Raw genomic sequence first — 10,630 nt, forward strand, 5'->3', positions numbered from 1 at the left:
CTCCCCGCCGCCCGCCGCCGCCAGGCCCGTCCGCTCCCGGTCCGCCAGACGCCACAGCTCCTCCAGGCCCGCGCCCCGCGGTACGCCCACGGCGCTCCAGCCCGCCTCGCGCAGCATCCGCAGCCGGTCCCCGCTCGCGTCCGCCGGGCCGGGCACGTCGGACGGTTCCCGCCGCCACGTCTCCCGGTCCAGCACGAAGGCGATCCCCCCGCCGCTGCGCTGCCGCATCCTGGCGGCCACGGTGGCCTGCGCCTCGTCCAGTCCGCCGAAGAACGCCACCAGCAGCCCCTCGCTCCCGCCGCGCAGCACGTCGTAGGCGCGGGACAGGTCCGTGCCGCCGGAGTGGCCGACCACGGCGAGGGTGTCCATCATCAGTCCGGCCGCGTCGGCGGACCCCTGGCTCACGCCCGCGAACCCGTCGGTGCCCTCCCCGGGCACCGAGTCACCGGTGTCGGTGAGCAGCCGTACGGAGTACCCGCGCTCCAGCATGTGCACCAGCACCGACGCCGCGCCCGACACCGCCCACTCGAAGGCCGAGTCGGGGCCCGCGCCCTCGAAGGCCGCGCCCCGGGTGTCCAGGAGCACCGTGCACCTGGCCCGCTGCGGCTGCTCCTCGCGGCGCACCATCAGCTCCCCGTAGCGCGCGGTGGAGCGCCAGTGCACGCGGCGCAGGTCGTCGCCGTGGCGGTACCCGCGGGGGATCACGTCGTCCTCGCCCGCCAGCGCCAGCGAGCGCTGCCGGCCGTCGCCGTACCCTGCGGCCGCATCGAGGGCTTCCTGGTCGGCGACCACTACGACCTCCAGCCGCAGTTCGTCCAGGAGGTCGGCCCCTGGGTCCGCGACGGCGAGCTGAAGTACCGCGAAACGGTCGTCGAGGGCATCGAGAACAACCTGGAGGCCTTCCTCGGCGTCCTGCGCGGCGACAACACCGGCAAGATGATCGTCAAGCTCTGAGCCGGCCGAGCTGGACGGACCTTCACGGGATTTCCGGCATGCGGTAGCGTCATTCCGAAATTCGTCGTGATCGTGGGCGCGAGTCACGGCGGACCGAGGAGGAGACAACCGCATGCCCATCCAGCAGTCCGAGGTCCTGTACACCGCCGTCGCCACCGCCGAGAACGGCCGCGACGGCCGCGTTGCCACCGATGACGGCAAGCTCGACGTCGTCGTGAACCCGCCCAAGGAGATGGGCGGCAGCGGCGCCGGCACCAACCCCGAGCAGCTGTTCGCCGCCGGCTACAGCGCCTGCTTCCAGGGCGCGCTCGCCGTCGTCGCCCGCCAGGAGGGCGCCGACGTGTCCGGCTCGACCGTCACCGCCAAGGTCGGCATCGGCAAGAACGACGAGGGCTTCGGCATCATCGTCGAGATCTCCGCCGAGATCCCGTCCGTGGACGCCGCCACCGCGCGGTCCCTGGTCGAGAAGGCCCACCAGGTCTGCCCGTACTCCAAGGCGACCCGCGGCAACATCACCGTGACGCTCGTCTGACCGGGCCCACGCCCGCACGCCGGAGGCCGCACCCGCCACAGCCCGGGGGTGCGGCCTCCGTCGCCCGGTAGAGTTCCGCCCATGCGTGATCTTGGGGCGGGATTCGGCCATCTCCTGAAGGGCCAGCGCTGGGTGGCCCGGCACGGCAAGAGCTACGGCTTCGGGCTCGTCCCGGGCCTGATCACCCTCGTCCTGTACGTGGGGGTGCTGGTCGCACTCGCGCTGTGGGGCGAGGACGCCGTCACCTGGGCGACGCCCTTCGCCGACGACTGGGGGAGCCCCTGGCTAGGCCTCTTCCGCGGCTTCCTCACCGCCGTCCTGTTCGCCCTCGCCCTGCTCCTGGCCGTCCTCACCTTCACCGCGGTCACGCTGCTCATCGGGCAGCCCTTCTACGAGAGCCTCTCCGAGCGGGTCGACCGGGACGTCTCCCCGGACGGCACCGCGCCCGAGTCGGACCTGCCGCTCTGGCGCGAGCTGTGGATCTCCGGCCGCGACAGCCTGCGCATCGTGCTGCGCGCCGCCGTCTGGGGCGTGCTGCTCTTCGCCGCCGGCTTCATCCCGGTCGTCGGCCAGACGGTCGTGCCGGTGCTCGGCTTCTTCGTCACCGGCTTCTTCCTCACCGAGGAGCTGGCCTCCGTCGCCCTCCAGCGCCGGGGCGTCGAACTGCGCGACCGCCTCGCCCTGCTCCGCTCCCGCAAGACCCTGGTGTGGGGCTTCGGCACACCGCTGGGCGTGGCCTTCCTGGTGCCGTTCGTCGCCGTGTTCCTGATGCCGGGCGCGGTCGCGGGCGCCACGCTCCTCGCCCGCGAGCTGCTGGGCGAGGAGACCCGCGAGGGCGCCGCCGACCCCTCCGGCGAGGACCCCTCGGGCGACGACTCGGCGTCCGGCGACACGTTCACGGACCCGGCCGGACGCGGCGGGCGTTTGTGAAAGGTTCGTACGAACCGCGTACCGAAGAGCCCGTCGCGGACCGTCGGACCACCGCGGCGATTACCGTCGGACCGGGACGGTTCCCTGTGTCCCCCGCGGGACAGCCCCGGCCCGGGACCTGACGGCCTGGCCGGGGCTCACGCGTCCCGGGACTACCGCGCCGAGAAGCCGTACACCGTCTCCGAGCGGAACACCTCGCCCGGCCGCAGCACCGTGCTCGGGAAGTCCGGCCGGTTCGGGGAGTCCGGGAAGTGCTGCGTCTCCAGCGCGATGCCGTCGCCGGGCGCGAACGGCTCGCCCAGATGGTCCGCGGTGTACACCTGGAGTCCCGGCTCGGTCGTCGCCACCGACAGCGCGCGCCCGGACACGGGGTCGTACAGCTCGGCGACCGGCACCGCGCCGTCCGTCACGCCCTTGTCGAGGACGAAGTTGTGGTCGTAGCCCGCGCCGACCTTGCGGGCCTCGCGGAAGTCGAAGCGCGTGCCCGCCACCTCGGCGGGCGCACCCTGCGGGATCAGGTCCGCGTCGACCGGCGTGATCCGGGACGCGGCGATCCGCAGCTCGTGCCCGCCCGTGTGACCGGAGCCGCTGAGGTTGAAGTAGCTGTGGTTGGTCGGGTTCAGCACGGTCGGCGCGTCGCTGACCGCCTCGTACGCGATCCGCAGCGCCCCCGACGCGTCCAGCGTGTACGTCGCCGAGATCTCCACGCGGCCAGGGAAGCCCTCCTCGCCGTGCGGGCTGACCCGGCTGAGGCGGACGCCGTGCGCGACGGGCTCCGCGTCCCACACCCGCTTGTCGAAGCCCCGCTCGCCGCCGTGCAGCGAGTTCGGCCCGTTGTTGAGCGCCAGCGCGTACGTCCGCCCGTCCAGCGGGAAACGGCCGCCCGCGATCCGGTTGGCGTAACGCCCGACGAGCGCGCCGAAGTACGGCTCCGGGTGCGCCACATAGCCGTCCAGCTCCGCGAACCCCAGCACGACGTCCGCGGTGCGCCCGTCCCGGTCCGGGACCTCGGCCGACTGCACGATCCCCCCGTACGTCAGGATCCGCACCCGCACGCCCGCCCGCTCCAGGGTCCAGCGGTGGACCGGGGTGCCGTCGGAAAGTGTGCCGAAGAGTTCGCTCATGTGCGGAACTCTAGTCAGGGCTTCTTCGCGGTGACCGCGCGGTAGGCGATCTCCGCCAGCCGCGCCTGCCCGTTCACACTCGGGTGGAACCAGTCCCACTGGCTCAGCTGGTCGGTGCCGAACCGGAAGGCGTGCACCGCCCCGCCGTCCGTACGGCACTTGCGGTCCTTCGCACAGACGTCCCGCAGCACCTCGTTGTAGGCGTCCACCCGGTCCCGCACCGTGTTGCGCCGCAGCGTCGCCGCCGAGTCCACGGCGTCCGCGTCGGCCAGCATCGACGGGCAGATGCCCAGCTTCCACACCTGCTTGCCCAGCGGGTTGGTGCGCCCCTCGGACCACAGCCGCTTCAGGTCCGGGATGCTCGTCACGAACACCTGCGCCTTGGGCAGCTTCCTGCGCAGTGTGCGCATGGCGTCCTCGAACTGGGCCCGGAAGTCGGCCACCGGGGTCATCGCGTCGGTCGTCGTCCGGCAGGCGTCGTTCGCCCCGGTCATCACCGTCACCAGCTCCGGCTCGTGTACCGCCGCCCGCGTCACCTGCCCGGACAGATCCGCCATCCGGGCGCCGGTGGCCGCGTAGTTCCAGCTCCGCGAGGCCGCCTTCGTCCCCAGCAGCCGTACGGCCAGACTGTCGACCTCGGCACTGCCGCCGGTCGCCCACGACACGTCGGGGCAGTCCGACAGGATCGTGCAGGCGTCGAAGCCGCGCGTGATGGAGTCGCCCACCGCGGCGATCGACTCAGGGCTCGTGTCCCAGGCCGGCGTGGGCTTCGGGGACGGCCGCGCGGACCCGGTGCCGGACGCGCCGGGGGAGTCGCCGCCGACCGCGTCGCAGCCGGCCACGCCCAGGACGGCGGCGGTCACGGCGGCGAGCACGACACGCGAACGGCCCAATCGGCTCCGCGTTTCACGATCCGTCCCCTGCCCCATGCCCGTACCGTCCCTCGACTCGTGCCTCCAACGTCCTCAACCCATGACACCGCGCCAGGGTTCCCGGCGTCGGCGGTGCGGCGGCTCACATCCGCACAAGCGTCCTGCCGGGTGAATGCCGGGAGTTTCCCGGCACCGGGACCGACGGTACGTCACACTCCTTGCGCCGTCGCACGGTAGCCTCGCCGTCATGTGGCCCGCCCGGTCACGGCCGTTCCACCCGTTCCGAGATGTCCCGCTCAGCCCGGAGGTTCCGGTGACGACACGTGGAGTTCTGTACGTGCACTCCGCCCCGCGCGCGCTCTGCCCGCACGTCGAGTGGGCCGTCGCCGGGGTGCTCGGCACCCGCGTCGCCCTGGACTGGATCCGGCAGCCCGCCTCGCCCGGCACCTGGCGCTCGGAGTTCTCCTGGCAGGGCCAGGCCGGCACCGCCTCCAAACTCGCCTCCGCGCTGCGCGGCTGGCAGATGCTGCGCTTCGAGGTCACCGCGGAGCCGTCCGCCGGGGCCGAGGGCGAGCGCTACAGCTGCACCCCGAACCTCGGCATCTTCCACGCCGTCACCGGCATCCACGGCGACATCATGATCCCCGAGGACCGCCTGCGCGCCGCCCTGACCCGCTCCCAGGCCGGCGAGACGGACCTGGAGCAGGAGATCGCCAAACTCCTCGGCAAGCCCTGGGACGACGAACTGGAACCCTTCCGCTACGCAGGCGAAGGCGCCCCGGTCCGCTGGCTCCACCAAGTGGTGTAACGCCGCCCCGCAGGAGCGCCCCGAAGGGGCGCGGGGAACTGCGCGACCAGCCACAACGGACCCGCACCCGGCAACGAACTCACGACAAACGGCGATGGCCCGAACCCCTCTCAGGGCCCGGGCCATCAAACGTTCAGCGAGGTCTCTCAGACAGTCCGGAACGCCAGAACAACATTGTGCCCACCAAACCCGAACGAGTCGTTCAGCGCGGCGATCCGCCCGTCCACGGGCAGCTTCCGAGCCTCCCCCCGCACGATGTCCGCCGTCGCCTCCGCCTCCGGATCGAGGTTCTCGACGTTGATGGTCGGCGGAGCCACCCGGTGGTACAGCGCGAGCACCGTCGCCACGGACTCCACGCCGCCCGCGCCACCGAGCAGGTGACCCGTCATCGACTTGGTGCCGGACACCGCCATGTGGTCCACATCGTCGCCGAACACCTTCCGCAGCGCCTTCAGCTCGGCGATGTCACCGGCCGGCGTCGACGTGGCGTGCGCGTTGACGTGCACGATCTCCGCCGGGTTCAGGTCGGTGCGGTCCAGCAGGTGCTGAAGCGCGGCGGAGATGCCGCGGCCCTCGGGCTCCGGCTGCACGATGTCGTGCGCGTCGGCGGAGATGCCCTGGCCGACCGCCTCCGCGTAGACACGCGCACCGCGCTCCGCGGCGTGCTCCGCGGACTCCAGCACGAGGACACCCGCGCCCTCGCCGAGGACGAAGCCGTCCCGGGCGGTGTCGAAGGGACGCGACGCGCCCTGCGGGTCGTCGTTGTTCTTGGACATCGCCATCATGTTGCCGAACGCGGCGATGGGCAGCGGGTGGATCGCCGCCTCCGTGCCACCCGCGACGACGACGTCGGCACGGCCGGACCGGATCATCTCGATGGCGTAGCCGATGGCCTCGGCGCCCGACGCGCAGGCGGAGACCGGCGTGTGCACGCCCGCCCGGGCGCCCACGGCCAGACCCACGTTGGCGGAGGGGCCGTTCGGCATCAGCATCGGCACGGTGTGCGGGGAGACGCGGCGGACGCCCTTCTCCTTGAGCACGTCGTACTGGTCCAGCAGGGTCGTCACGCCGCCGATGCCGGAGGCGATGACCGCACCGAGCCGGTCGGGGTCGATGGAACCGTCCTCGCCGGCCTTGCCGGTGAAGCCGGCGTCCTGCCACGCCTCCTTGGCCGCGATCAGCGCGAACTGCGCCGAACGGTCCAGCCGGCGGGCCTGGGGCCGCGGAATGACCTCGGAGGGGTCCACGGCGGCCGAGGCCGCGATACGGACCGCCTGGTCGGCGGCCCACTCCTGCTCCAGGGGCTTGGCGCCGGACCTGCCGGCCACCAGACCCTCCCAGGTAGAGGCTGCGTCGCCACCCAGCGGTGTGGTTGCGCCGATACCGGTGACGACCACGGTGCGATTGGTCGAGCTCACGGGAATTCTTTCTCCAACGGGATACGGATTCGTACGGCGCCACCGCCGGGTGGCGGGGCAGTCAGCCCAGAGGCAGTGATCGGTCGATCAGCTCTGGTGCTTGAGGATGTAGTCGGTCGCGTCGCCGACGGTCTTGAGGTTCTTGACGTCGTCGTCCGGGATCTTGACGTCGAAACGCTCTTCGGCGGCGACGACGACCTCGACCATGGACAGCGAGTCGACGTCCAGGTCGTCGGTGAAGGACTTGTCCAGCTGGACGTCCTCAACCGGGATACCGGCGATCTCGTTCACGATCTCGGCGAGACCGTCGACGATCTCCTTCTGAGTGGCGGCCATGGCGGCGCTCCTTCGTAGATGTTCCAGCGGGTGTGGCTCTTGTGTTCCGCCCCGGACCGCATGATCCGGCACGGAGTGCCTAGGGGAGAGTAACGACCGTCGCGGCGTAGACGAGACCCGCCCCGAAGCCGATGACGAGCGCGGTGTCGCCGCTCTTCGCCTCACCGGTCGCCAGGAGCCGCTCCATCGCGAGCGGGATTGAGGCGGCCGAGGTGTTGCCGGTGGTGCGGATGTCACGGGCGACCATGACGTGCTCCGGCAGCTTCAGCGTCTTCACCATCGAGTCGATGATCCGCACGTTGGCCTGGTGCGGAATGAAGACGTCCAGGTCGTCCGGGCTGATTCCGGCCGCGTCCAGCGCCTGCTGCGCGACCTTCGCCATCTCGAACACGGCCCAGCGGAACACCGCCTGGCCCTCCTGCGTGATCGCAGGAAACTTCACGTTGCCCTGGTCGTCCAGGGGCAGTTCGGAGACGTCGCCGATCCGGAAGCGGTCCCAGGACACCGTCTGCTTGATCGTCTCGGACTTGTCGCCCTCCGAGCCCCAGACGGTCGGGCCGATCGCCGGCTCCTTCGACGGGCCGACCACGACCGCGCCGGCACCGTCGCCGAACAGGAAGGCCGTGGCCCGGTCCGTCAGGTCGGTCAGGTCGGACAGCCGCTCCACGCCGATCACGAGGACGTACTCGGCGGAGCCCTCGACGACCATGCCCTTGGCCAGGGTCAGGCCGTAGCCGAAGCCCGCGCAGCCCGCCGAGATGTCGAAGGCCGCGGCCTTGTCCGTGCCCAGCCTGTCGGCGATGAGGGTGGCGATGGCCGGGGTCTGGCTGAAGTGCGACACGGTCGACACGACGACCGCGCCGATCTGCGAGGCGTCGATGCCGGCGTCCGCGATGGCCTTGCCGGACGCCTCGATCGACATCGCCGCGACGGTCTCCTCGGGCGAGGCCCAGTGCCGCGTCTCGATGCCGGAGCGCGAGCGGATCCACTCGTCGGACGAGTCGATCGTCTCGAGGATCACCTCGTTCGGCACGACCCGGGTCGGGCGGTAGCCGCCCACGCCGAGGATGCGCGCGTACGGGGCGCCCTTGCTGGGCTTGATCTTCGGCATGCTCTCGGGCTCCTTGTCAGGCCTGCTCGGCGACGAGCGCGCGGGCCGCGTCGAGATCGGCGGGGGTCTTCAGGGCCAGCGTCTTCACGCCGGGCAGCGCGCGCTTGGCCAGGCCGGTCAGCGTGCCGCCGGGGCACACCTCGATCAGCGCGGTGACGCCGAGTTCCTTGAAGGTCTCCATGCACAGGTCCCAGCGGACCGGGTTGGCGACCTGGCCGACCAGCCGCTCCAGCACCTCGGCGCCGGTGGCGACGGCCCGCCCGTCCTTGTTGGAGACGTACGTCACCTTCGGGTCGGCCGGCGTGAGCGCCTTGGCGGCCTCGGCGAGCGTGTCCACCGCGGGCGCCATGTGGTGCGTGTGGAACGCGCCGGCGACCTTCAGCGGCACGACCTTGCGCACGCCCTCGGGCTTGTCCTCGTTCAGCGCCGCCAGCTGCTCCAGGGTGCCGGCGGCCACGATCTGGCCCGCGCCGTTCACGTTGGCCGGGGTCAGGCCGAGCTTCTCCAGGTGCGCCACGCTCACCTCGGGGTCGCCGCCCAGCAGCGCCGACATGCCGGTCTCCGTCACCGCGGCGGCCTCGGCCATGGCCAGGCCCCGACGGCGTACGAGGGTCAGCGCGGCGGTGTCGTCGAGGACGCCCGCGAAGGAGGCGGCGGTGATCTCGCCGACGCTGTGGCCCGCGACCGCGCCCGGCGCCACGTCACCGAGTGCCGCGGCCGACAGCAGACCGGCGGCGACCAGCAGCGGCTGCGCCACGGAGGTGTCGCGGATCTCGTCCGCGTCGGCCTTCGTGCCGTAGTGGGCGAGGTCGAGTCCGATGGCGTCGGACCACGCGGCGACGCGGTCGGCGGCGCCGGGGAGGTCGAGCCATTCAGTCAGGAAGCCGGGCGTCTGAGCACCCTGGCCGGGAGCGACGAGTACGAGCACTCTCACACTCTCTCTTGAGGACGGCCACGACCGCCCGTGGGGACAAGGACGAAGAACACGAGGGGGTTTTGTGGACCCCCGACAAAATCCTAGAGTTGCGGATCTCCATCGGCCAGACGCCCCAGGATGAGCGCGATCCGCAGGGTGAACGCAGACCGTACATCAGAGGGCGACCAGCCGGTGACGTCAGTCACACGTCGGAGCCGGTAGCGCACGGTGTTCGGGTGAACGAAGAGCATGCGTGCGGCGCCTTCGAGACTGCTCGCCTGCTCCAGATAGACACTGAGCGTCTCCAGGAGCGCGGCCCCGGCGTCCTCCAGCGGTCTGTAGATCTCCTCCACCAGCTGCTCGCGGGCCGAAGGGTCGGAGGCGATCGCGCGCTCCGGCAGGAGATCGTCCGCCAGCACCGGGCGCGGGGCGTCCTGCCAGGCGGTGCAGGCCTTGAGCCCGGCCGCGGCCGCCTGCGCGGACCGGGTCGCGGCCAGCAGGTCCGGCACCACGGGACCGGCCACCACGGGCCCTTGCGCGAACGGTCCGATCAGCGACTTCGCGACGGCCAGCGGATTGTCGCTGCCGCCCGCGATCACCACCAGCCGGTCCCCGAGCACGCCGGTCAGCACCTGGAGCTTGGCGTGCCGGGCCGCGCGCCGGATGGCCTCCACGGTCAGCTCGGAGTCCCCGTCGGGGGCGGTGCCCAGCACCACGCACACGTGCTCGGGGGAGTTCCAGCCGAGCGCCGCGGCCCGGGACACGGCGCCCTCGTCGGCCTCGCCGCTGAGCACGGCGTTGACCACCAGCGACTCCAGCCGGGCGTCCCAGGCACCGCGTGCCTCGGCGGCCTGCGCGTACACCTGGGCGGTCGCGAAGGCGATCTCGCGGGCGTACACCAGCAGCGCCTCGCGCAGCACGGACTCGTCGCCGGGCGCCGCGACCTCGTCGATCGCGGACTCCATCACCTCGATGGTCGTCCGCACCATCTCGACGGTCTGCCGCAGCGTGATCGCCCGGGTCAGCTCGCGCGGGGCGGTGCCGAAGACGTCGGTGGAGATGGCCTGCGGGGCGTCAGGGTGCCGGAACCACTCGGTGAAGGCGGCGATGCCGGCCTGGGCGACCAGCCCGATCCAGGAACGGTTCTCCGGGGGCATCGCCCGGTACCACGGCAGCGTCTCGTCCATCCGCGCGATCGCCTGCGCGGCGAGCGATCCGGAGGACTGCTCCAGCCGCTTCAGGGTCGCGGAATGCGGGTGGACGGCGCGCGCCGCGGGCTCGGGCTTGCTGGTTTCGGGTTCGGGCACGGGGACAAGACTGCCTTATCCGGACGGGCGGGCATGCCGCCGGGTCTACGGTGGACGGCGTGATGGACGTACGGCGCGCCGACGAGCGCTACCCAGGCGGCGACGCGGCGGCGGGCATCGTCTCCCGCCACGCCTTCTCCTTCGGCCCCCACTACGACCCCGGCAACCTCCGCTTCGGCGCGCTGATCGCCTGCAACGAGGAGCGCCTCGCGCCCGGCGCGGGCTTCGACGAGCATCCGCACAGCCATACCGAGATCGTCACGTGGGTGGTGGAGGGCGAGCTGACCCACCGGGACAGCGCGGGCCACGAGACGCTGGTGCA

At 72.1% G+C, this 10,630-nt stretch carries 11 protein-coding genes and 2 pseudogenes; 5 read left to right on the forward strand and 8 right to left on the reverse strand.

Going from position 1 to position 10,630, the window contains the following annotated elements:
• Positions 1–762 (reverse strand): annotated as a pseudogene (locus GTW67_RS36535) (DUF58 domain-containing protein); the annotation flags it as partial.
• On the opposite strand from GTW67_RS36535, the pseudogene GTW67_RS37340 reads away from it, so the two are divergent.
• The 3 genes and pseudogenes from GTW67_RS37340 to GTW67_RS36545 all read left to right on the forward strand — a co-directional run.
• A pseudogene (locus GTW67_RS37340) lies at positions 760–954 on the forward strand (NADP-dependent oxidoreductase); the annotation flags it as partial. The pseudogenes GTW67_RS36535 and GTW67_RS37340 overlap by 3 nt on opposite strands.
• Positions 955–1,066: 112 nt before the next feature.
• Positions 1,067–1,486 (forward strand): organic hydroperoxide resistance protein, encoded by a 420-nt coding sequence (locus GTW67_RS36540; RefSeq protein ID WP_161169002.1) that lies wholly within the window; start codon positions 1,067–1,069, stop codon positions 1,484–1,486.
• Positions 1,487–1,567: 81 nt separating this feature from the next.
• Positions 1,568–2,416: an EI24 domain-containing protein gene (locus tag GTW67_RS36545; RefSeq protein ID WP_237519207.1), complete on the forward strand. Its 849-nt coding sequence runs from the start codon at positions 1,568–1,570 to the stop codon at positions 2,414–2,416.
• A 152-nt stretch (positions 2,417–2,568) separates the two neighbouring features.
• Here GTW67_RS36545 and GTW67_RS36550 read toward each other — a convergent pair whose 3' ends face one another.
• On the reverse strand, positions 2,569–3,540 hold the full coding sequence (locus GTW67_RS36550) for an aldose epimerase family protein (protein ID WP_161169003.1): 972 nt from the start codon (positions 3,538–3,540) through the stop codon (positions 2,569–2,571).
• 14 nt (positions 3,541–3,554) lie between these two features.
• Positions 3,555–4,469 carry an SGNH/GDSL hydrolase family protein gene (locus GTW67_RS36555; RefSeq protein WP_161169004.1) on the reverse strand — a complete coding sequence of 305 codons (915 nt, stop codon included), beginning with the start codon at positions 4,467–4,469 and terminating at the stop codon, positions 3,555–3,557.
• 256 nt (positions 4,470–4,725) lie between these two features.
• Here GTW67_RS36555 and GTW67_RS36560 point away from each other — a divergent pair, with 256 nt between their 5' ends.
• A complete protein-coding gene (locus GTW67_RS36560) occupies positions 4,726–5,220 on the forward strand; it encodes a DUF3145 family protein (protein ID WP_161169005.1) in 495 nt (164 codons plus the stop codon).
• A 146-nt stretch (positions 5,221–5,366) separates the two neighbouring features.
• Here GTW67_RS36560 and GTW67_RS36565 read toward each other — a convergent pair whose 3' ends face one another.
• The 5 genes from GTW67_RS36565 to fasR all read right to left on the reverse strand — a co-directional run bounded on the left by GTW67_RS36565 (position 5,367) and on the right by fasR (position 10,308).
• Positions 5,367–6,638, reverse strand: a complete 1,272-nt coding sequence (locus GTW67_RS36565) for a beta-ketoacyl-ACP synthase II (protein WP_161169006.1) — start codon at positions 6,636–6,638, stop codon at positions 5,367–5,369.
• An 87-nt stretch (positions 6,639–6,725) separates the two neighbouring features.
• A complete protein-coding gene (locus GTW67_RS36570; protein ID WP_077795951.1) occupies positions 6,726–6,974 on the reverse strand; it encodes an acyl carrier protein in 249 nt (82 codons plus the stop codon).
• A 79-nt stretch (positions 6,975–7,053) separates the two neighbouring features.
• Positions 7,054–8,085: a ketoacyl-ACP synthase III gene (locus GTW67_RS36575; RefSeq protein WP_161169007.1), complete on the reverse strand. Its 1,032-nt coding sequence runs from the start codon at positions 8,083–8,085 to the stop codon at positions 7,054–7,056.
• Positions 8,086–8,101: 16 nt separating this feature from the next.
• Complete coding sequence (locus GTW67_RS36580) at positions 8,102–9,013, reverse strand: acyltransferase domain-containing protein (protein WP_161169008.1); 912 nt, start codon at positions 9,011–9,013, stop codon at positions 8,102–8,104.
• An 89-nt stretch (positions 9,014–9,102) separates the two neighbouring features.
• Complete coding sequence (gene fasR / locus GTW67_RS36585; RefSeq protein WP_161169009.1) at positions 9,103–10,308, reverse strand: fatty acid biosynthesis transcriptional regulator FasR; 1,206 nt, start codon at positions 10,306–10,308, stop codon at positions 9,103–9,105.
• 62 nt (positions 10,309–10,370) lie between these two features.
• Here fasR and GTW67_RS36590 point away from each other — a divergent pair.
• Positions 10,371–10,630: pirin family protein (locus GTW67_RS36590; protein ID WP_161169010.1), on the forward strand; the 260-nt coding region annotated here is incomplete at its 3' end.

The sequence above is a fragment of the Streptomyces sp. SID5910 genome (assembly GCF_009862125.1).
Lineage (GTDB): Bacteria > Actinomycetota > Actinomycetes > Streptomycetales > Streptomycetaceae > Streptomyces.

Bases quoted from the DNA above. Each gene is read 5' to 3' on its own strand.
- GTW67_RS36540 (WP_161169002.1), top strand. From the start codon at position 1,067: ATGCCCATCCAGCAGTCCGAGGTCCTGTACACCGCCGTCGCCACCGCC.
- GTW67_RS36545 (WP_237519207.1), top strand. From the start codon at position 1,568: ATGCGTGATCTTGGGGCGGGATTCGGCCATCTCCTGAAGGGCCAGCGC.
- GTW67_RS36550 (WP_161169003.1), bottom strand. From the start codon at position 3,540: ATGAGCGAACTCTTCGGCACACTTTCCGACGGCACCCCGGTCCACCGC.
- GTW67_RS36555 (WP_161169004.1), bottom strand. From the start codon at position 4,469: ATGGGGCAGGGGACGGATCGTGAAACGCGGAGCCGATTGGGCCGTTCG.
- GTW67_RS36570 (WP_077795951.1), bottom strand. From the start codon at position 6,974: ATGGCCGCCACTCAGAAGGAGATCGTCGACGGTCTCGCCGAGATCGTG.
- GTW67_RS36575 (WP_161169007.1), bottom strand. From the start codon at position 8,085: ATGCCGAAGATCAAGCCCAGCAAGGGCGCCCCGTACGCGCGCATCCTC.